20 protein-coding genes and 1 rRNA gene are annotated in these 22,382 nt (G+C 40.0%); 12 read left to right on the forward strand and 9 right to left on the reverse strand.

Features of this window, described 5'->3' with window-relative positions; translation table 11 throughout:
* From C6347_RS00005 to dnaA, 8 genes are all read right to left on the reverse strand, one after another.
* Positions 1-130 (reverse strand): 16S ribosomal RNA (locus C6347_RS00005); the annotation flags it as partial.
* 364 nt (positions 131-494) lie between these two features.
* On the reverse strand, positions 495-2,999 hold the full coding sequence (gene gyrA / locus C6347_RS00010) for a DNA gyrase subunit A (RefSeq protein ID WP_060597709.1): 2,505 nt from the start codon (positions 2,997-2,999) through the stop codon (positions 495-497).
* A gap of 232 nt (positions 3,000-3,231) precedes the next feature.
* The gene (gene gyrB / locus C6347_RS00015) at positions 3,232-5,148 is read right to left on the reverse strand and encodes a DNA topoisomerase (ATP-hydrolyzing) subunit B (RefSeq protein ID WP_060597746.1); all 1,917 of its coding nucleotides are present in this window, start codon (positions 5,146-5,148) and stop codon (positions 3,232-3,234) included.
* A 57-nt stretch (positions 5,149-5,205) separates the two neighbouring features.
* Positions 5,206-5,451, reverse strand: coding sequence for an extracellular matrix regulator RemB (gene remB, locus C6347_RS00020; protein ID WP_008360920.1), 246 nt, complete (start codon positions 5,449-5,451; stop codon positions 5,206-5,208).
* A 17-nt stretch (positions 5,452-5,468) separates the two neighbouring features.
* Positions 5,469-6,581 carry a DNA replication/repair protein RecF gene (gene recF, locus C6347_RS00025; RefSeq protein WP_066031459.1) on the reverse strand — a complete coding sequence of 371 codons (1,113 nt, stop codon included), beginning with the start codon at positions 6,579-6,581 and terminating at the stop codon, positions 5,469-5,471.
* Positions 6,582-6,597: 16 nt separating this feature from the next.
* The gene (yaaA, locus tag C6347_RS00030; protein ID WP_003215257.1) at positions 6,598-6,813 is read right to left on the reverse strand and encodes a S4 domain-containing protein YaaA; all 216 of its coding nucleotides are present in this window, start codon (positions 6,811-6,813) and stop codon (positions 6,598-6,600) included.
* 150 nt (positions 6,814-6,963) lie between these two features.
* Complete coding sequence (gene dnaN, locus C6347_RS00035; RefSeq protein ID WP_034660670.1) at positions 6,964-8,100, reverse strand: DNA polymerase III subunit beta; 1,137 nt, start codon at positions 8,098-8,100, stop codon at positions 6,964-6,966.
* Between the two features lie 196 nt (positions 8,101-8,296).
* A complete protein-coding gene (dnaA, locus tag C6347_RS00040; protein WP_034660669.1) occupies positions 8,297-9,637 on the reverse strand; it encodes a chromosomal replication initiator protein DnaA in 1,341 nt (446 codons plus the stop codon).
* A gap of 619 nt (positions 9,638-10,256) precedes the next feature.
* On the opposite strand from dnaA, the gene rpmH reads away from it, so the two are divergent.
* The 11 genes from rpmH to C6347_RS00095 all read left to right on the forward strand — a co-directional run bounded on the left by rpmH (position 10,257) and on the right by C6347_RS00095 (position 20,579).
* Positions 10,257-10,391, forward strand: a complete 135-nt coding sequence (gene rpmH, locus C6347_RS00045; RefSeq protein WP_008360908.1) for a 50S ribosomal protein L34 — start codon at positions 10,257-10,259, stop codon at positions 10,389-10,391.
* 78 nt (positions 10,392-10,469) lie between these two features.
* Positions 10,470-10,829, forward strand: a complete 360-nt coding sequence (gene rnpA / locus C6347_RS00050) for a ribonuclease P protein component (RefSeq protein WP_034660668.1) — start codon at positions 10,470-10,472, stop codon at positions 10,827-10,829.
* A gap of 158 nt (positions 10,830-10,987) precedes the next feature.
* Entirely contained in the window at positions 10,988-11,770 is a 783-nt protein-coding gene (gene spoIIIJ / locus C6347_RS00055) for a YidC family membrane integrase SpoIIIJ (RefSeq protein ID WP_095286180.1), read from the forward strand.
* Positions 11,767-12,390, forward strand: coding sequence for an RNA-binding cell elongation regulator Jag/EloR (gene jag, locus C6347_RS00060; RefSeq protein ID WP_066031460.1), 624 nt, complete (start codon positions 11,767-11,769; stop codon positions 12,388-12,390). The genes spoIIIJ and jag overlap by 4 nt, the downstream gene beginning before the upstream one ends.
* Before the next feature lie 402 nt (positions 12,391-12,792).
* The gene (gene mnmE / locus C6347_RS00065; RefSeq protein ID WP_060597707.1) at positions 12,793-14,172 is read left to right on the forward strand and encodes a tRNA uridine-5-carboxymethylaminomethyl(34) synthesis GTPase MnmE; all 1,380 of its coding nucleotides are present in this window, start codon (positions 12,793-12,795) and stop codon (positions 14,170-14,172) included.
* 17 nt (positions 14,173-14,189) lie between these two features.
* Complete coding sequence (gene mnmG / locus C6347_RS00070; protein WP_066031461.1) at positions 14,190-16,076, forward strand: tRNA uridine-5-carboxymethylaminomethyl(34) synthesis enzyme MnmG; 1,887 nt, start codon at positions 14,190-14,192, stop codon at positions 16,074-16,076.
* A 13-nt stretch (positions 16,077-16,089) separates the two neighbouring features.
* Positions 16,090-16,809: a 16S rRNA (guanine(527)-N(7))-methyltransferase RsmG gene (rsmG, locus tag C6347_RS00075; RefSeq protein WP_034660662.1), complete on the forward strand. Its 720-nt coding sequence runs from the start codon at positions 16,090-16,092 to the stop codon at positions 16,807-16,809.
* A gap of 105 nt (positions 16,810-16,914) precedes the next feature.
* Complete coding sequence (gene noc / locus C6347_RS00080) at positions 16,915-17,790, forward strand: nucleoid occlusion protein (RefSeq protein ID WP_034660661.1); 876 nt, start codon at positions 16,915-16,917, stop codon at positions 17,788-17,790.
* A 118-nt stretch (positions 17,791-17,908) separates the two neighbouring features.
* A complete protein-coding gene (locus C6347_RS00085) occupies positions 17,909-18,733 on the forward strand; it encodes an orthopoxovirus pf05708 family protein (protein ID WP_066031462.1) in 825 nt (274 codons plus the stop codon).
* A gap of 237 nt (positions 18,734-18,970) precedes the next feature.
* Positions 18,971-19,732 (forward strand): sporulation initiation inhibitor protein Soj, encoded by a 762-nt coding sequence (gene soj, locus C6347_RS00090; RefSeq protein ID WP_034620351.1) that lies wholly within the window; start codon positions 18,971-18,973, stop codon positions 19,730-19,732.
* On the forward strand, positions 19,725-20,579 hold the full coding sequence (locus C6347_RS00095) for a ParB/RepB/Spo0J family partition protein (protein WP_060597705.1): 855 nt from the start codon (positions 19,725-19,727) through the stop codon (positions 20,577-20,579). The genes soj and C6347_RS00095 overlap by 8 nt, the downstream gene beginning before the upstream one ends.
* Before the next feature lie 25 nt (positions 20,580-20,604).
* Here the strand turns inward: C6347_RS00095 and yyaC are convergent, their stop codons facing one another.
* On the reverse strand, positions 20,605-21,231 hold the full coding sequence (yyaC, locus tag C6347_RS00100) for a spore protease YyaC (RefSeq protein ID WP_034660655.1): 627 nt from the start codon (positions 21,229-21,231) through the stop codon (positions 20,605-20,607).
* Positions 21,232-21,303: 72 nt separating this feature from the next.
* Between yyaC and C6347_RS00105 the strand changes: the two genes are divergently transcribed.
* Positions 21,304-22,359, forward strand: coding sequence for a YkvI family membrane protein (locus C6347_RS00105; protein ID WP_080869565.1), 1,056 nt, complete (start codon positions 21,304-21,306; stop codon positions 22,357-22,359).
* Positions 22,360-22,382 lie beyond the last annotated feature (23 nt).

A 22,382-nucleotide genomic window follows, 5' to 3' on the forward strand; every position in this document is an offset into this window, starting at 1 on the left:
AGGTTACCCACGTGTTACTCACCCGTCCGCCGCTAACATCCGGGAGCAAGCTCCCTTCTGTCCGCTCGACTTGCATGTATTAGGCACGCCGCCAGCGTTCGTCCTGAGCCAGGATCAAACTCTCCGAAAAAGTACAAAACCGAAGTTTTGTTTTTCGTCAGCGTTTGACTGACTACCTATGATGTATCATAGGATTTTTTTATAAAAACTCGAATTAACAGGTACGTTTTGTCTTGTTTAGTTTTCAAAGAACTTGTGTGCCACTCTCTTAAAGCGACCACTTAAATATATCATGTATCTCTATCAACAGTCAACATTTTTCTTAAAAAACATTTTGTTTTTTAAGAAGTTTTTACTAAGAATGAGATAAAAAATAGAGCCTCTTTTTGCTCCTTTGAAAGGTTAACACATATCTATGAAAAAAGCATTATAAATTTCAAAAAAAATGATGTTTTTTCAAAAAAAAATAAAGCCGGTGAAGAACCGGCTTCATTTTACTCAGGTTGCTCTTGATCTGACTCTATATTTTCTACGTTCTCTTCACTAATCTCTTCATCGTCTTCTTGTGATTGTTCAACTAATGCCACTGTAGCGACATGTTCCTCATCACCGAGGCGGATTAGGCGGACACCTTGAGTGACTCGACCTGTTGTCGAAATATCAGAAACGGCCATACGAATGATTACACCGCTTCCTGTAATAATCATCAAGTCTTCTTCTGCTTCAGCATTAGTTGCCTTCACTGTGACAAGCGGACCATTGTTATCAGTGATTTTGCACGTTTTAAGACCTTTACCTCCACGACTTTGAACACGGTATTCTTTTTCAGGGGTTAGTTTGCCATATCCTTTTTCAGTTACAATCAATACGTTTGCATCTGGCTCAAGGATTTCCATACCCACGACAATGTCATCTTCGGAAAGTGTGATACCTTTCACTCCAGCTGCCGTACGTCCCATTTCACGAACATCTGTCTCGTCAAAACGGATCAGCATCCCCTTTTTCGTTCCAATGATGATTTGTTTTTCTCCATTGGTTAAACGAACAGCCATCAGTTCATCTTCGTCACGAAGGCTGAGTGCAATAAGACCGTTGTTTCGAATGTTAGCAAACTGAGACAATGTCGTCCGTTTTGATACACCGTGTCTTGTTGTAAAGAAGAGATACGAATTTTCATCAAATTCGCTTACTGGAATAATGGCGTTAATCCATTCTCCCTTTTCTACTTCAAGAAGGTTAATGATCGGAATCCCTTTCGCTGTCCGTCCGAATTCAGGAATCTCATACCCTTTCGCACGATAAACCTTCCCTTTATTAGAGAAGAAAAGAATCGTATCGTGGGTCGATGTTGAAATCAACTGTTCAACGAAATCATCTTCGTTGGTTCCCATTCCTTGGACACCTTTACCGCCTCTTTTTTGACTGCGGTATGTTGATGCAGGGAGACGCTTGATATAACCATTATGCGTCAGCGTAATCACGATGTTCTCAACAGGAATCAAATCTTCGTCTTCAATTGTTTCAATACCCGCTGTCACAATTTCAGTCCGACGCGTATCATTGAAGCGTTCTTTAATTTCTGTTAATTCTTCTCTAATGATTTCAAGTACTTTCTCATTGTCTGCTAAAATGGCTTTTAATTCAGCAATCAAATCAACAAGTCCTTTATATTCATCTTCTATCTTTTCTCGTTCTAGGCCAGTCAAACGCTGAAGTCGCATATCAAGAATGGCCTGTGCCTGTTTTTCAGACAAGCTATAGTTTTCCATCAAACCATTTCTAGCAATTTCCGCAGTTTGAGAGCCTCTAATTAAAGCAATGACTTCATCTAAGTGATCAAGTGCAATTCTGAGGCCTTCTAAAATGTGTGCTCTTGCTTCTGCTTTACGCAGCTCATACGCCGTTCTTCTGCGAATGATCACTTTTTGATGCTCTAGATAATACTCAAGACATTGTTTGAGGGACAAGACTTTCGGCTGTCCATCAACAAGTGCTAATAAGTTGATACCAAATGACGTTTGAAGTGTCGTTTGTTTATAAAGATTGTTTAATAGAACATGGACGTTTGCGTCTCTTCGCAGTTCAATGACAATACGCATACCATTACGATCTGATTCATCACGCAAATCTGTAATGCCATCAATCTTTTTATCACGCACAAGATCAGCAATTTTTTCAATCAAACGGGCTTTGTTGACTTGGTACGGGATCTCATTGATAACAATGCGCTGTTTACCGCTAGATGTTTCCTCAATATTCGATTTTGCTCTTAATGTAATAGAGCCGCGCCCTGTTTCATACGCCTTTCGAATACCACTTCGGCCAATGATTTGACCTGCTGTTGGGAAATCTGGCCCTGGGATGATATCCATAAGCTCCTGTGTTGTCATTTCCGGGTTTTGACTGATGGCCAATACCCCGTCAATCACTTCACCTAATTGGTGCGGCGGAATATTGGTCGCCATTCCTACAGCAATTCCTGTCGCTCCGTTGACCAATAAGTTCGGGAATCTTGCAGGCATCACCATTGGCTCTCTTTCACTGCCGTCATAGTTATCTTGATAATCAATGGTGTCCTTTGTGATATCACGGAGGATTTCCATAGAAATCTTCGATAGACGCGCCTCGGTATAACGCATCGCCGCTGCTCCGTCTCCATCGACTGAACCAAAGTTTCCATGACCATCAACTAACATATAACGATAGTTGAAGTCTTGCGCCATACGAACCATTGCTTCGTATACAGCGCTGTCACCGTGAGGGTGATACTTACCGATAACTTCCCCAACGATACGTGCAGATTTCTTAAATGGTTTATCACTTGTCATACCTAGGTCATTCATCGCATACAAAATTCTTCGATGCACGGGCTTTAATCCGTCTCGCACATCTGGTAATGCACGCGACACAATCACACTCATTGCATAATCTAAAAAGGACGTACGCATTTCTTGACTAATATTCACTTCGCGTACATTTGGTGTATGTTGTTCACTCACTATAAGAACCTCCCTTTACGTATCACATGAAATAAATTATGTGGGAGTAAAATATGTATTTATCTTCACAAGACTATTCTCCATTATATCAATAATCTCGTCTTTATACACATTTATTTACTAGAAAATCAACGAAAACACGGAAAAACAGGACATTGGTTATACGCCCCTATTTCTTGAAAAACAACCTTATTCCAAACAAGAAATAAGGTTGTTCTCAGTAGGGATCTATCTAAATATCGAGGTTTTTCACGTATTGCGCGTTTTCTTCGATAAAGTTTCTTCTCGGCTCTACTTTATCTCCCATGAGCATTTCAAATGTCTCATCAGCATCGATCGCATCCTCAAGTGTGACTTGAAGAAGTGTTCTCGCATCAGGATCCATTGTTGTTTCCCAAAGCTGAGTAGCATTCATCTCTCCAAGACCTTTATAACGCTGAAGTCCAGGTTTTGGTGTTTGAGGAAGTGATTTTAACAGCTCATCTAGCTGTTTGTCGTTATACACGTACTCAACACGTTTTCCTTGCTGCACTTTATATAAAGGCGGCTGTGCAATATACACATAACCGTTTTCAATAATTTCACGCATGTAGCGATAGAAGAATGTTAAAAGCAGCGTTCGAATGTGCGCTCCATCCACATCGGCATCCGTCATGATCACAACTTTGTGATAGCGAGCTTTCTCTAAAGTGAAGTCTTCTCCGATTCCAGTTCCTAATGCTGTAATCATTGAACGAACCTCGTTGTTCGATAGAATTTTATCTAGTCGCGCTTTTTCAACGTTTAGGATCTTCCCTCTTAACGGTAAGATCGCTTGGAAGTGACGATCACGGCCTTGTTTAGCAGATCCGCCCGCAGAATCTCCCTCTACGATATAGAGTTCAGAGATGGAAGGGTCTTTAGAAGAACAGTCCGCCAGTTTCCCCGGTAAGCTGGAGACTTCCAGTGCACTTTTACGTCTTGTCAGCTCACGTGCCTTTTTGGCAGCCATTCTCGCACGAGCTGCCATCACACCTTTCTCCACAATTTTCTTTGCAGCATCAGGATTCTCTAAGAGGAATTTCTCAAGTGCTTCAGAGAAAAGGGAGTCGGTAATGGTTCTTGCTTCTGAGTTCCCAAGCTTTGTCTTCGTTTGTCCTTCGAATTGAGGATCTGGATGTTTGATGGAGATAATGGCTGTTAAGCCTTCTCGCACATCTTCACCGCTCAAATTCGAGTCTCCATCTTTGAATACGCCATTTTTACGAGCATAATCATTGATAACACGCGTCAAACCTGTTTTAAAGCCTGCTTCGTGCGTTCCGCCTTCATACGTGTTGATATTGTTGGCGAAGGAATAGATGTTGCTTGAATAGGAATCGTTATATTGTAATGCCACTTCAATCGTGATTCCGTCTTTTTCACCTTCGATGTAAACGGGTTCTTCATGAACGACTTCTTTTGAGCGATTTAAATGTTCTACATAGCTCTTAATACCGCCTTCATAGCAGTATTCATTTCGTCGTTCTTTACCTTCACGTAAATCTTCAATAATGATGTTTACACCTTTTGTTAAGAAAGCTAACTCACGTACACGGTTGGCAAGTGTGTCGTAATCAAATTCAATGGTTTCAGTAAAAATTTCTGGATCTGGCACAAAATGAGTGGTTGTCCCTGTAACATCTGTTTCACCAATGATCTCTAAATCTCCAGCTGGAACACCGCGTTTGAATTGTTGATAATGAATTTTCCCGTCACGATATACGGTCACGTCTAAGGTCGTAGATAACGCATTAACAACAGATGCCCCTACGCCATGCAGACCGCCAGATACTTTATAACCGCTGCCGTCAAATTTACCGCCAGCGTGAAGAACAGTCATAATGACCTCTACAGCAGGACGTCCCATTTTCTCATGAATCCCAACCGGAATCCCGCGGCCATTATCTTTCACTGTAATGCTATTATCCTTTTCAATTTGCACCGTAATATCTGTGCAATATCCAGCTAAAGCCTCATCAATACTGTTGTCGACAATTTCCCATACAAGATGGTGAAGTCCTTTTGCACTGGTTGACCCGATGTACATTCCTGGACGTTTTCTAACAGCTTCTAGTCCTTCGAGCACCTGTATCTGATTTTCATCATAACTATTATGTTGCTGTTCCATTGCCACGTACATTCACCTACACTTTTCTTAAACGATATATTTATATGAATTGAGCTTTTAGACTTCAATTTCAATCACAAATGAAGCACGTTTTTTGAGCGTGCTTGAGGAAAGAGGAGAGTAATAAACAGATTCAGTTGTGACGACGATGGATTTGGGTGTTCCTTGTGATAACGAAATGATTTGTTCTTCTTGTTTTTGGAGAAACTCTTCTACAACAGAAGACGACCTCATTTTGTAATCAACAATTGCGACAATCTCTCGTGTAGAAACAACACAATCATCACCTAAATGAATATACAAGACTCACACCTCATTTATCAGTCAATTACTTTTCCACTGGCTACTCTGAAAATTTCCGCTTCTTTCAAGGTGGCGTGATCGATGCCTTCAACACTTGTTGTGGTGACGAAGGTCTGTACACGTCCCTGAATGGTATGGAGCAAATGAGACTGTCTGTAATCATCAAGTTCAGATAAAACATCATCGAGTAGAAGAATGGGATATTCTCCGATTTCTTCATGTATCAGGTCGATTTCTGCCAGCTTTAGTGAAAGAGCTGTTGTTCTTTGCTGCCCTTGAGAGCCATATGTCTGAACATCCCGACCATTCACAAAGAAAAGAAGGTCATCTCTGTGAGGTCCCCACAGTGTCACTCCTCGGTCTATTTCTCTGTCTCTTAGTTTCTGAAACGATTCTTCATAGCTATTCTTTATTTTCGACAAGTCTGACGCTTCTGATACCTCTATCGAAGTCTGGTATTGGAGCGTGAGTGTTTCTAGCTCTCTAGAAATGCCAAAATGCAACGGCTGCGCCCATTTCTCGAGCTGTTTCGTAAAAGTCAGTCGTCTTTTGACAACTTTCGCTGCCGCATCAATCAACTGCTCTGTTAAAACCTCCAGCATCGCTTGATCCGTTTGCTTTCTTGTCTGCAATTGTTTCAAGTAATGATTCCGCTGAGAGAGGATTTTTTGATAGAGCGATAAATCATGCAAGTAGACAGCCGAAACTTGTCCAATCTCCATATCGAGGAATCTTCTGCGGATTTGCGGGCTGCCCTTCACAAGACTTAAGTCCTCTGGTGCAAACATGATGGTGTTTAACGCACCAACATAATGACTGAGCTTCTGTTGTTCAATGTGATTGACCTTGCCCTTTTTCCCTTTTTTTGAGATCACGAGCTGCATTGGGAGTGGACCATTTTTTTTGATGACTCTACCTTCTATTTTAGCATAGTCTTGGTCCCATCGGATAAGTTCTTTATCATTTGACGTACGATGCGACTTTGCCATCGACAATACATAGATCGCTTCCATCAAGTTCGTTTTACCTTGGGCATTCTCACCGATCATGACATTCACCTTGTTGTCGAATTGAAGCTCAGTGTGTTCATAGTTTCGGTATGAAGTTAACGCCAGACTTTGAATGTACATGTATTGTCACCCGTTTCTAATTCACAACTTGAAATGTGCCATAACCTTCTATCTCGACAACATCTCCTGGGTATAGTTTGCGTCCCCGTCTATTATCTGGCTCTTGATTAATGAACACCTCATGTTCACTTAAAAACCATTTCGCCATTCCGCCAGATTGGATGACTTCGGCTAATTTCAAAAACTGCCCTAATGTAATCATTTCTTTCTCAATGGTTATAAGATTAGGCATTATATCGACCTCTTTCAATATCACTAATATCTAATTGTACTAAAAAACAAGACAAGAAGGAAAGGGGGAAAGCGAACTAGGATGAAAGAAAGCATGGTAAACGAGAAGAAAAGCTGCTGTGTGAGTGCACAGCAGCTATTTTAGATTGGATTAATATGTTCTGACTGGGAGAATCAACTGCAAGATTGAATCATCATTTGGCGTGCGCAACAGGAACGGTCTCATGGCACCAGTGAAGCTTACATGAATTTCTGTTCCCTCTAATACTTTTAACGCATCCAGCATATATTTTGGACTGAAGGAGATTTTGAGGTCCTCCCCTTTAATGTCATCTGCTTGAACCGTTTCGACTACTTTACCGATTTCAGGTGAATTAGAAGAAATCTCAAGGCTTTGTTCAGGATCAGCCGACAGCTTTACGACATTATTGCGGCCTTCTCTTGCCAAAAGTGATGCACGGTCAATGGCTTGAAGGAATTCCTTCGTGTTGACCACGACATCCGTTTTACTTTCCTGCGGGATCAGGCGAGCTGTATCTGGATAATTACCATCCAGCAATCTTGAGAAGAATAACACGTTTTGTGCTTTAAAGAGAACTTGCGTTTCTGTAATCACGATGCTCACAAGATCTTGTCCGTCATCAAGGATTCTACTTAGCTCTGTTAAACTCTTCCCTGGAATTACAACATTGTATGAGCTTTCCTCGTCAATATCCAACTTCGCTTTTCTTAAAGCAAGACGGTGGCTATCCGTCGCCGTGCATATTAATTCACCTTTCTCTACCTTCCAGTTTACACCTGTCAAGATAGGTCGTGTTTCTGAGGTGGACACTGCAAAAACGGTTTGACGAATTAAGTTTTTAAGCAAATCTGTCGGGACTTGAAATGCATGATGCTCTTCAATTTGCGGCAGATGCGGATATTCCTCAGCATCTAAGCCGTTTAAGTTAAATTCCGCTGAACCAGAACGGATGATCGTGAGGTGATTTTGTTCTACTTCAATTTCGACAGTAGCCATTGGCAGTTTCTTCACAATTTCACTAAAGAAGCGGGCCTGAAGCACAATACTCCCTGGACGGTCAATCGTGATTACTTCTAAATCTCCATCTCTTTGAGGAATAAAGGATTCAATTGAGATATCAGAGTCGCTTCCTGTGAGAGAAACCCCCTCATCAGATGCAACAATTTTAATCCCTGTCAAAATAGGTATCGTTGTTCTAGAGGATACGGCCTTTAATACATCTTGGACACTTTCGACAAGACGATCTTTTTGAATCGTGAATTTCATAGTGGTCCTCCTAAATTTTCTTAATGACATGTATATATATTTTATTAATAAAAATCGTAGAAGTAATAGTAGGGCTTGTGAATATGTGGATAAGTCGGTAAAAAGAAAGGAAAGACAGCCTATCCACATGTGGACAGACTGTGTATGACTATGCTCTAGTTATTCACATTTTCCCGTACTTATTATATCAGCTTGGTTATTTTAATTGTTCTTTGATTTCTTTCACATGCTGCTGAAGCTGTTCATCCTCAACCATTAATTTCGAAATCTTCTCATGAGCATGAATGACAGTCGTATGATCACGACCTCCAAATTCTTCTCCTATTTTAGGCAGAGAGGAATCGGTCATTTCTCTAGAGAGATACATGGCAATTTGTCTTGGATAAGCAACTGACTTCGTACGTTTCTTCGCTTTGAAATCCTCTAAGCGAATATTAAATTGCTGCCCTACAATTCTTTGAATATCTTTAATTGTAATGACTCTTGGCTTCGATGAAGGAATGATGTCCTTTAGGGCCTCAGCTGCTAGATCCGCATTGATGTCTTTATTAATTAAAGAAGAGTAAGCAACGACACGAATCAAAGCACCCTCCAGTTCACGAATGTTGCTGTCGATTTGATTGGCAATATAAAGCATGACTTCATTCGGAATGTCTAAGCCTTCTGCTTTTGCCTTTTTTCGCAAAATGGCAATACGTGTTTCTAAATCTGGCGGGGTAATGTCTGTGATTAAGCCCCATTCGAATCGAGAGCGTAATCTGTCTTCAAGTGTCGGAATTTCTTTCGGCGGCCGGTCACTAGAAATGACGATTTGCTTACTTTCTTCGTGAAGTGTGTTGAATGTATGGAAAAACTCTTCTTGTGTTTGTTCTTTTCCTGCTAAAAATTGAATATCATCTATCAAAAGCACATCTACATTCCGATAGCGATTACGGAAATCGACAGCTTTGTTGTCTCGGATTGAGTTGATAAATTCATTTGTAAATTTTTCAGATGATAGATAGACCACTTTGGCTGATGGATTATGGTCGATGACATAATGACCAATCGCATGCATCAAGTGAGTCTTTCCTAAACCAACGCCCCCATAAATAAAGAGCGGGTTATATGCTTTTGCCGGTGCTTCCGCAACTGCAAGTGAAGCGGCATGCGCAAATCGGTTGCCTGAACCAATAACAAAAGTATCAAATGTATATTTTGGATTCAGCATATTTTGTGGAATATCAACGGCCTCTTCTTTAGACATTTTTTTAATTGGAGACTTTGGCATGGCTTCTACTTCATCCTGATTTTGAGGAATAATAAATTTAATGCTGAGCTCTTCACCTGTCAGTTCGTAGATGGTATCAGCAATTAAGTGGAGATATCTTGATTCCAGCCAGTCTCTAGCAAATTCATTAGGTGCCGTAATTGTAAGCGTATCGCCTTGAAGAGAATGGGCTTTTGTCGATTTCATCCATGTCTCAAAACTGGGTTTGCTCAACTTTGTCTCTATTTTTTGAAGTGCTTTATTCCACAGATCCAAAATATTTTCCATAAGGCTTCTCCCCCCTCCTTTTCTTTATAAAATGACCAATATCAAACTGTTATAGAACACGAAAAAGAGCAAATGGTCATCACCATTCGTGCACATACGTTGTTGAAAACAAATAATATAGTAGAAAAACGTCTTTTCGACAAATTACACAGTCTGTGGATAAATAATTCAACAGCCTGTGTAATATCTTTCCACAGCTTATCCACAATTTGTGGATAACGCAAATAGGTCAGATAAGTAATTAAGAGTTAAAACACAAATATAATATCAAAATAAACAAGATGGTGCAATGGGTGTCACAAACTTATCCACACACTTTACATCCTGTTGAAAAATAATTATCCACATCGGTTATTTGTGTGAAAAAAATGTCGATAATGGATGTGGATAGTCTAAATATGCCGGAAAAATATCCACACCCTTGTTTTGCAGGCCTTTTAGGAGGAAAAAAGAATAAAATGCTGGAAACTGAAAAAGAAGGTTTCTTCGTTTGATAAATTATGTTATGCTTATAAGGTTGATAATAAGAGTTTTATCATTGATATTGACAATCGATGGGTTACACAAATATAATGAGTTAGACTGTCTTAAACAGCTATTCCTCAGGGAGGTGTCATAAATGAAAAGAACGTTTCAACCAAATAACCGTAAGCGTAGTAAAGTTCATGGCTTCCGCAGCCGTATGAGTTCTAAAAACGGACGTCTAGTTTTAAAGCGACGCCGCAGCAAAGGTAGAAAAAAATTATCAGCTTAGGCCACTGAATAATGTCAGTGGTCTTTTTTACATAAAATCGTAAATGAACTGTCAGTTTTTATCGGAGTGGAAGAAAACATGAAGAAGCGAAACAGGCTAAAAAAAAATGAAGAGTTTCAAAAAGTGTTCAGAAAAGGTCAATCAATGGCGAATCGTCAATTCGTTATTTACCAGCTGGATCAACCAAATCAAGATGAACTGCGTTTGGGATTGTCTGTCAGTAAGAAGATTGGTAATGCAGTGATGAGAAATCGAATTAAACGACTGATCCGCCAGGTGTTTTTAGAGGAAGGTCATAAGTTAAAGCAAGAAAAAGACTACATTGTCATTGCAAGAAAACCAGCAAGTGAATTGACCTTTGAAGAAACAAAGAAGTCTCTCCAACATTTATTTAGAAAATCCGCTGTTTATCAACAACAACCTAAAAAGTCTTCGTAATAGAAACTTTCGTTGAATCAATTTTTAAAAGCGCTTCCTTCATCTAGTGAATTAAAATGAAACCACCACTTTGTAATGAAAAAATGTTACCATACTGATTAGGTGAGTCACTTTCGTAATCAATTCCAACTTAAATAAAGTTTGAAGTAATGGGAGGAATCTTGTTGAAAAGGCGATTATTACTAATATTTAGCTTGATTGGCGTGTTGGTTCTATTGGCAGGATGTACACAAATCAATGAACCAATCACATCAGATAGTAAGGGATTCTGGAATTCTTATATTGTTTACCCGCTATCTCAATTAATCACGTACATGGCAAATTTGACTGGTGAAAACTACGGGGTTGCGATCATTATTGTGACACTGTTAATCCGCTTGCTCATTTTACCATTAATGATTAAGCAGTTAAGAAGTACAAAAGCAATGCAAGCATTGCAGCCTGAATTGAAAAAGCTTCGTGAAAAATATAGCTCTAAAGACCAAAAAACTCAGCAGCAGCTTCAGCAGGAAACAATGGCCCTTTTCCAAAAAAATGGCGTCAATCCATTAGCTGGATGTTTCCCGATTTTAATTCAGATGCCAATCCTAATTGGTTTTTATCATGCGATTATGAGAACAGCAGAAATTAAAAAGCATACATTCTTATGGTTTGACTTAGGCAGTCCAGATCCATTGTTCCTATTACCGATCATTGCGGGGGTAGCTACTTTCATTCAGCAAAAACTGATGATGGCTGGAAATCCTTCGGACAACCCTCAAATGGCTATCATGCTATGGGTTATGCCGATTATGATCATTGTATTTGCCATTAGTTTCCCAGCAGCACTTTCATTGTACTGGGTTGTAGGTAACATTTTCATGATCATCCAAACATTAGTGATTAAAACTCCTCAAGTAAAATTGGATACAAAAGAAAAAGCTGGCGGGAATAAAAAATGAAGGAAATAACTGCTGTCGGTCGCACAATCGAAGAAGCAGTAGATTCCGGACTTAAACAAATTCAGCTTCTAAAAGAAGAAGTAGATATCACAATAGTTGATGAAGGAAATAAAGGTTTCTTAGGATTATTTGGCAAAAGACAAGCTGTAGTCAAGTTGATAGAAAAGAGAAATGCTCTTAAATTAGCTACACAGTATTTAGATAATATTGTTAAATCAATTGATCCTAAAGCGAAGATTGTTTCCAAAAAGGAACCGAAAAAGATTTCTTTCCACATTGATGGAGATAAAACGTCATTAATGATTGGAAAAAGAGGACAAACTTTGTACTCTTTAGAAACATTGGTACAGTTAGTGTTTAATCGCTATTCTGATCAGTATCATCATATTACCATTGATATTGGAGATTATAGGAAAAAGCGACAAGAAGCACTTGAACAATATGCCATCAAGACAGCAAACAGAGTTTTAAAAACGAAGAGAAAGGTTCATTTAGAACCAATGCCTTCTAATGAACGAAAAGTAATTCATGATACGATCGCCGCATTTTCTAAAGAACTTGCAACGGCATCGGAAGATACAGGCAGCAAGCGTCATGTTGTGGTGCTGTATAAAAAATAACAGAAAGGCTAGAATTCAGCAAAGCTGGATTTTAGTCTTTTTTTATTGAAAAATTGTCTTTCTATAGAAGATTCATCCTTTATTTCTAAAAAATTAGTGTGTGATATGAGTGGAAAACGCCATTTTTACAAGTAAGCAAAGGGATCAGGGCGTTTAAATTTATTGGATTTCGGTGTAAGATGTGAAGGTAAGTTTAGAACGTCGTTATTCACATGTGGATATGTTAAGTGTTAAAATAGATAGGATGCAAAGCTGTGGATAATTAGATATGGGATACTTTCACTTCGCTTTCATTTATGGTATCTTTAAATTTTGGATTAAGCGTTTTTAATATAGAGATGGACAACGTCCATTTAATAGATAAAAGACTGTCTATTAAGTAGAGAAAGAGGTGATTGAGTGATGGATACAATTGCAGCCATTTCTACACCGATGGGTGAAGGAGCAATTGCGATTATTCGTTTAAGTGGGCCTGATGCGGTACAGATCGCTGATCGGATGTATAAAGGGCCTAAGGAGAAAAAACTTGTATCAGTGGATTCCCATACAATTCATTATGGTCATATTGTGGATTCAAGTACTGATCAAGTAATAGAAGAGGTCATGGTGTCAGTACTTCGAGCGCCAAAAACATTTACGAGAGAAGACGTTATTGAGATTAACTGCCATGGCGGAATTGTAACGGTCAATAAAGTATTGCAGCTTGCTTTAAGAGAAGGAGCAAGATTAGCGGAGCCAGGTGAGTTCACAAAACGTGCTTTCTTAAATGGAAGAATAGATCTTTCGCAAGCAGAGGCTGTCATGGACTTGATTCGGGCAAAGACTGATCGTGCGATGAACGTAGCAATCACTCAAATGGAGGGACGTCTCTCCGGTTTGGTTCAGCGACTGCGCGGCGAGATCCTAGAAACACTGGCGCATATTGAAGTCAATATTGACTACCCTGAGTATGACGATGTTGAAGAAATGACACATCGCGTCTTAGTGGAAAAAGCGACATCGGTCAAAAAAGAAATTGAGTCGCTGCTCTCGACTTCTCAGCAAGGGAAAATCCTTCGAGAGGGCTTATCCACTGTGATTATAGGAAGGCCGAATGTTGGAAAGTCTTCCTTGCTGAATAGCCTTGTACAGGAAACAAAGGCGATTGTCACAGATATTCCTGGAACTACCAGAGATGTCATTGAGGAATATGTGAATGTAAGAGGTGTACCTCTTCGTCTAGTCGATACTGCGGGTATACGTGAGACTGAGGACATTGTTGAGCGTATAGGGGTTGAACGATCTAGACAGGTCTTAAAAGAAGCTGACCTGATTTTACTTGTGCTCAATTATAGCGAAGAATTATCAGAAGAAGATATGAAGCTTTTTGAGGCTGTCTCAGGTATGGATATCATCGTGATTGTGAATAAGACAGACCTTGAGCCTAAGCTTGATGTAGAAAAGGTCAAGCAGTTAGCGAAGGATCGTCCGGTCGTCACCACATCATTATTACAAGAAAAGGGCATTGATGAGCTTGAAATGGCGATTCAATCACTGTTCTTCACTGGATCAATTGAAAGTGGAGATTTAACGTATGTAAGTAATACAAGGCATATTGCCCTCCTTCAGGCAGCAAAACAATCAATTGAGGATGCTCTTGAAGGCATTGAAATGGACGTACCGATCGACATTGTTCAAATAGATTTAACACGCTGCTGGGAACAGCTCGGTGAAATTATAGGAGATGCTGTTCATGAAAGCTTGATTGATCAGCTATTCTCTCAATTCTGTTTAGGAAAGTAAAGGGAGGAACATAAGAAATGGGTTATGAAGCTGGCAATTATGACGTAATCGTCGTGGGTGCCGGTCATGCTGGGGTTGAGGCTGCTCTTGCTTCTGCAAGACAGGGCGCTAAAACACTTGTATTGACTATCAACCTCGATATGGTTGCTTTTATGCCATGTAATCCGTCCGTAGGCGGTCCTGCAAAAGGGATTGTCGTTAGAGAAATTGATGCACTGGGCGGAGAAATGGCACGAAATATAGATAAGACGCATATTCAAATGCGCATGCTGAATACGGGGAAAGGACCTGCTGTCCGTGCGTTAAGAGCGCAAGCAGATAAGTTCCAATATCAGCATGAAATGAAAAAAACAATGGAAAATGAACCGAACCTGACAATGCTTCAAGGTATGGTGGATCATTTAATTGTAGAAGATGATGAATGTAAAGGTGTCGTTACCCAAACAGGAGCAAACTATCGTGCGAAGTCTGTTGTATTAACGACTGGGACTTTCTTAAAAGGCCGCATTATTTTAGGGGATCTATCGTATTCAAGTGGTCCTAATAACCAGCAGCCATCAATCAAATTATCGGATCACCTAGCAGAGTTAGGATTCGATTTGGTTCGCTTTAAAACAGGAACACCTCCTCGAGTGAATAGTCACTCGATTGACTATAGTAAAACAGAAATTCAACCAGGTGATGATGTTCCGCGGGCGTTCTCCTATGAAACGGTTGAATATATTACAGACCAACTGCCATGCTGGTTAACATATACGAGTTTAGAAACACATCAAATTATTGATGAGAATCTTCACCGTTCTCCAATGTATTCAGGTATGATTAAAGGAACTGGTCCTAGATACTGCCCTTCCATTGAAGATAAAGTGGTTCGTTTCAATGACAAACCGAGACATCAAATTTTCTTAGAGCCAGAAGGTCGTAATACGCAGGAAGTGTATGTTCAAGGATTGTCTACAAGTCTTCCAGAGGATGTACAGCAGCGCATGCTTTCCACCATCCCAGGGCTCGAAAATGTACAAATGATGAGAGCGGGTTATGCCATTGAGTATGATGCAATTGTGCCTACTCAGTTGTGGCCTACACTTGAGACGAAGAAAATTTCTGGATTATATACAGCGGGCCAAATTAATGGTACATCTGGCTATGAGGAAGCAGCAGGTCAAGGAATTATGGCAGGTATTAATGCAGGAAGAAAAGCATTGGGTAAAGAAGAAGTCATTTTAAGCCGATCTGATGCATATATCGGTGTTCTCATTGATGACCTTGTCACAAAGGGAACAAATGAACCTTACCGTCTTTTGACATCCCGTGCAGAGTATCGTTTGCTTCTTCGTCATGACAATGCGGATTTAAGATTAACTGAACTTGGCTATCATATTGGATTAATTTCTCAAGAAAGATTCCAGACATTCCAGCAGAAAAAAGAAGCCATTGAAGCAGAGAAAAAACGTTTATATTCTGTCATCATCAAACCTACAGCAGAGACACAAGAATTTATTCGTTCACTTGGTGGAAGTGAGCTGAAGGACGGTATTCGTGCAAGTGATTTGATGAAGCGTCCAGAAATGAACTATGAATCTGTTGTGACGTTAGCTCCTGCTGAAACACCACTTCCTTCTGATGTGTGTGAGCAGGTAGAGATTCAAATTAAATACGAAGGATATATTGAAAAGTCACTCCAACAAGTTGAAAAGCTGAAAAAGATGGAGAACAAAAAGATTCCTGATCGTATTGATTATGATGCCATCAAAGGGATTGCAACTGAAGCGAAACAAAAGCTGAAAGAAGTCCGACCGCTTTCTGTTGCACAGGCTTCTCGTATTTCAGGCGTTAACCCTGCTGATATTTCTATCCTTTTAGTATATTTAGAGCAGGGACGTATTGCGAAGATAGCAGAATAGAAAGGATGTCGGCATGAACATTGAACAATTTACAGCAGCACTAGAGGAGAAAGGGATGACTCTTTCTCCTGTGCAGCTTGAACAATTTGAAACTTACTTCCGCATGCTTGTAGAATGGAACGAGAAAATGAATTTAACGTCCATTACTGAAAAGGAAGAAGTGTATTTAAAGCATTTTTATGATTCAATTTCAGCAGCATTTTTTATTGATTTTCACAAAGTGACGACGATTTGCGATATTGGAGCTGGTGCTGGTTTCCCAAGCATTCCTCTTAAAATTTGCTTCCCTCATCTACATGTAACCATTGTTGATTCTCTTCAGAAACGAATTACGTTTCTCAATGAGTTAGCAAAAGGGTTAAACTTACAAGATACTACTTTTTATCATGATCGTGCGGAGACGTTTGGACAACGTAAGGAAAAGCGTGAAAGCTATGATCTTGTCACTGCTAGAGCGGTTGCGCGTTTATCCGTCTTGAGCGAACTATGTCTGCCCCTTGTAAAAAAGGAAGGATTGTTTGTTGCATTAAAAGCATCTGCCGCTGATGAAGAAATGCAAGCAGGGAAAAAAGCTGTTACTGTCCTCGGAGGAGAGGTTGTTGAAAAGCATTCCTTTGTTCTTCCTTTAGAAGAAAGCGAACGGAACATCATTGTCATTGAAAAGAAAAAGCAAACACCAAAAAAATATCCTAGAAAACCAGGAACACCTAATAAATCACCAATAGAAGGTTGATCATGTAAAAGGTCGGTTTTTCTTCAATATTTAAGATTTTACAGAAGGAAAAAACATGAGAAAATAGAATTATAAAAAGGTAGTTTTTAAAGGTGGTGTAGGTTCATGAAGCATTCACTCTCACGCTTCTTCGGGCTTGGTGACAAAGAACATCCTGAGCGTGAAACCGAAATAGAGGCAGAGATTGCTGAGCATGATACATTAAAGGAAGAGATACAGGAGCTCCCGGTCGACACAATTATGCCAAACCGTTTTCAGCCACGCACCATTTTTTCAGAAGAAAAGATACATGAGCTGGCCACGACGATTCATACCCATGGCATTATCCAACCTATTGTTGTCAGACCAACAGAAGAAGAAGGTAAATATGAACTGATCGCCGGCGAAAGACGTTGGAGAGCGGTACAGACTCTTCAATGGGAGAAAATCCCCGCTATTATAAAAGACTTTACTGATACGGAAACGGCATCTGTGGCATTGATTGAAAATTTGCAAAGGGAAGAGCTGTCTGCTATTGAAGAGGCTCATGCTTATGCACGTCTTTTAGAGCTTCATGATTTAACACAGGAGGCGCTTGCTCAGCGTTTAGGCAAGGGACAATCAACTGTTGCAAACAAATTAAGACTTTTAAAGTTGCCTGAAGAGGTACAACAGGCCATTTTAGAGAAAAAAATCTCTGAAAGGCATGCACGTTCACTTGTACCCCTAAAGCTTCCAGAATTACAAATCGCGCTATTGCAGGAAATCATCGAAAAGCAGCTGAATGTAAAACAGACTGAAGAGCGTGTAGTGAAAATGCTTGAACAAAAAACAGATCGCAAACCGAAGCCAAAACGTAAGGCGTTTAGTCGTGATACACGAATTGCGATGAATACCATTCGTCAGTCTCTCCATATGGTAGAAGACAGCGGGCTTAAAATAAATACCGAGGAAGAAGAGTTTGAGGAATATATCCAATTAACGATTCGGATTCCTAAATAGAAAAAAGCTGATGAGAGCCACTCGTCAGCTTTTTTTATTGGTTCCACATTATATTTACTTATTATTCATAAATTGGTAAAATGTGATTTTCATAGAAGAAAGGAGGTGACATGACTCGATGAAAATGAAAAAGACGACATTTGTTATTATTTGTTATTTACTATTTTCTTTTTCTCTTTTTACAAATGAAACAACCATATTTGCTGTGAATTCGCCAACGGCTCCTGCAGAAGAAAGCCCGCTGGCCAAAAAAGAACTGAACGTTCTGAAGAAACAAGGTGTTGTTTCTAAGGAGGTCACTTTACAGCAATTAAATCATGAGCATGAGTCTAAGGACGACACAATTGACTTGATTTCAGCTGAGGATGATTTGAAGGATTATGGCTTACAACAAAACAAGCAGGATGAGTTGGTAACGGATGAAAAGCCGCACACCATCAAGCACCTTTTAGGAAAGCCGTATCCTGGTACCGATATTATGCCTAAAAAAGGAGATATATTGGTGACAAGTACTGATGCTTTGAAGGGTATCGTTGGACATGCAGGTATCGTCATTAATGAGAAAAGCTTTGCTTCTATTCCAGGGTTTCGACAGCATCCTCAGCTTGATTCCATTCTTAACTGGTTTCGCTATAATGCCAATACAAAGGTAATTCGGATTAATCAAGAGGAAACAGCAGACCTGGCAGGGGAATGGGCGCACGATTATGTGAAAACTCATCCAAAGGCTCGATACTCCATCACCCTGTCAATTCAATCACTGGACCCGACTTATTGTTCAAAGATTGTGTGGCAGGCCTATGCCAAAACAGGTGACGCTTTGGGACATGCGACATATACCATTAAAACCCCCTACGGATTCTTAAAAAAGAGAAGCTATCATACAGTGACTCCTAAAGTCATTGTGAACGAAGGCCGTAAAATTGGTGGATTACATTTTTGACATGTGCCCCTCACTTTTGATGAAAGTGAGGGTTTTTTATGCTTGTCTTTTCCACCAAAAAGATATATCGATATATTTTTTAATCCGTTTTGGTTCGTCCTTTCATGTACGAAAATAGACATTTGCTGACGAATATATAATGGAGAAACAAAAAAAGCAAACGTTTCATACTTTTTTTGATAGAATAGGAAGTATGAATAAAATGAGAAACTTGTTAAGTTGAAAGTGGGTGACATCGTGGGGAAAATCATAGCGATTACCAACCAGAAGGGCGGCGTCGGGAAGACGACAACTTCTGTTAATTTGAGTGCGTGTTTAGCATACATAGGTAAACGAGTGTTGTTAGTTGATATTGATCCGCAGGGCAATGCCACGAGTGGTATTGGGATTGAGAAGGCCGACGTAGAGAAATGTGTGTATGATATCTTAGTTGATGATGCAGATGTCCTTGATGTGATTAAGACGACAGAGGTCGAAAATCTTGATGTCATTCCTGCGACGATACAGCTTGCAGGGGCTGAAATAGAGCTTGTGCCTACGATTTCACGTGAAGTGAGATTGAAGAGAGCACTTGAATCTGTTAAGCAAAATTATGATTATATGATTATTGACTGCCCGCCATCACTCGGATTACTGACGATTAATGCGTTAACAGCATCCGATTCCGTTTTAATCCCGGTACAGTGTGAATATTATGCGCTTGAAGGATTGAGCCAATTGTTAAACACAGTTCGTCTCGTGCAGAAACATTTAAATACTGATCTTGCCATTGAAGGTGTCTTGCTGACAATGCTTGATGCACGAACAAATCTTGGGATTCAGGTCATCGAAGAAGTGAAGAAATACTTTAGAGATAAAGTCTATCAGACCGTGATTCCGCGAAATGTGAGACTGAGTGAAGCGCCTAGTCATGGGAAGCCGATTATCTTGTATGATCCACGTTCAAGAGGTGCAGATGTCTATTTAGACTTAGCAAAGGAAGTGGATGCGAATGGCTAAAGGTCTTGGAAAGGGTATTAATGCACTATTTAACCATGTAGACTCAAATGAAGAAACGGTCGAAGAAATCAAATTAAAGGATTTGCGTCCGAACCCTTATCAGCCAAGGAAAACGTTTGATGATGATGCATTGTCTGATCTCAAAGAATCAATTCAGCAGCACGGTGTTTTACAGCCGATCATTGTCCGTAAATCGATTAAAGGATATGACATTGTAGCAGGAGAGCGCCGTTTTCGTGCAGCGCAACAAGCTGGTCTGACAACAATTCCTGCGATCGTTAGAGAATTCTCAGAAACGCTGATGAGAGAGATTGCCCTTTTAGAAAACCTGCAGCGCGAGGATTTATCTCCATTAGAAGAAGCGGAAGCCTATGCTTCCTTGCTAGATCATCTAAGTGTGACGCAAGAGGAATTAGCGAAGCGATTAGGGAAGAGCAGACCGCATATTGCGAACCATCTCCGTCTTTTGACTTTACCGGATGAAGTACAAAAGCTGATTGCAGATGGAACATTATCGATGGGACATGGAAGAACATTGCTTAGCTTGAAAAACAAAAATAAGCTAGCGCCATTGGTAAAGAAAATCGTGGATGAGGGGTTAAACGTACGCCAGGTTGAGAAACTTGTTCAGCAGTTAAACGAAAATGTTCCACGTGAAACAAAGAAAAAAGAAGCACCAAAGGATCGAGTGTTGAAAGAAAGAGAGTCTTTCTTACAAAACTACTTTGGCACTTCAGTGACGATCAAGAAACAGAAGAAAAAAGGAAAAATTGAGATTGAATTTCTCTCCAACGAAGATTTAGAAAGAATCCTCGAATTGCTTTCTACGAGAGAATCATCAGAGTGACCATCTTGATACGAGATGGTCTTTTTTATATTCTCCCAGTGATATTTTGAATAGGAGCGAAAAGAGACCGGTTTTTTTCTCTTGTCCAATCCATTTGATCAATGTGAGATAGACTTTCAGAAAGTGTATTGGCCATAGACATGACAAGATGAAGACGTGTGTTTTGGAGAACGAAGTATTCCATAAAACCGCTCACATTGACGATTCCATTAATATGAATATCTCCTACCTCTGGCAGCTCCTTTTGTACACCCGCCCCAGGCTTTAACGGGCCATCTCCAATTTGGAAGGAGCCTACACTTTTCACTCTTCCTAAACAGGCATCAATCGCTACAATAAACGGATGTTTATGAGCTTGTTCAATTTCAGCGAGCTTTTCTTTTAAATTGACCGCATGAACTGGGTCAGAGAGCGTTCCATATACATGAAGCTTTTTCAAATCAAGACCTGAAAGTTTTGTACCAACAAGTGGACCTAGAGAGTCGCCTGTTGAGCGGTCTGTTCCAATACAAACGATGGCAACGGGTCTTTTTCCTGCTTTCTGAAGATGCGAGAATAAAATACTTTTAAGCTGTTGAATGGCGTTTGTATCCGTATGGGACACGTATTCTTTCACCCTATTTCTAAAAAAAAGACCGTTCTTGCTATTCATAGGTCTCACTTCCTTGTCATAGTAGTTAGTAACAGTATACGGAAACAAGCTTAATTCTATACCTATGAGGTGATGATTGTGTGGAAGGCTGGTTCAAGGTGGACGCTTTTAATTTTAGGAAGCTTAATAGGAGCGGGGTATGCTTCCGGCCAAGAAATTTGGCAGTTTTTTGGCATTGATAGCGGACTAGCCATTCTATTGTTTACATTGATGTTCATGCTGTCTACCTATGTGGTGTTGAAAATCAGTTATGAGGTACGTGCCGATCACTTTGTGCCAGTGCTAGAGCGGCTTGTCGGTCCATGGCTGGCTAAAGTGTATGACGTTTTAATTGTCCTTTATTTATTCACGACAACGACAGTCATGATTGCCGGTGGCGGGGTGACACTCGAGATGTATCATGTGCCATTTTGGATTGGCATCGGTGCATTTTGTCTGTTTTCATTTATGATTTTTTTCTGGGATGTGAAAGGGCTCTTATCTGTGAATGCTTTCATTATACCAATTTTGGTGGCGGGGCTCATCTATGCGTTTGTTTTTTATTATATGAACCATGATCATATGTGGCGGATTGATTTTGGGCAGCAGTACAATTGGCCTGCCAGCATTGTCTTTGCTTCTTTGAATATATTATCTGTTGTCGCAGTATTGTCTTCGGTTGGGAAAGAAATGAAGGGGCTTGGAGAGGCCAAAGTGGCGAGTATATTAAGCGGCCTGATTTTTGGGGTCATCTCGTACGTGTATAACGAAATACTGGTTGATATTTCTGGGAGCCTATCAGCAGAAGGCATTCCTTTGTTTACAGTATTAGAAGGAGCGCCGACATCATTGTTTGTGTTTATGACCGTTGTCCTTTGTCTAGCTATTTATACGACGACAGCGGCAGGTTTATTTGGTTTATCCAGCCGGATGCTCTCTTTTGTACCATTGCCTCGCTGGCTGGTTGTGCTGGTGATGCTTCTTTTGATGGCGCCTTTAACATCTCTTGGGTTTGCCGATTTGATTGCTTTCTTGTATCCGATATATAGTTTGCTGAATCTTTATTTGCTTGTCTGTTTAATGCTATATCCGATTTTAAGTAAAAAGATATTTTCCCGCTCTAAAAATTATATTGATAAAATAAAATAAGCACCTCTCTTTGTCAGAGCGGT

The organism is Bacillus sp. NMTD17 (genome assembly GCF_002998735.1).
Classification (GTDB): domain Bacteria; phylum Bacillota; class Bacilli; order Bacillales; family Bacillaceae; genus Bacillus.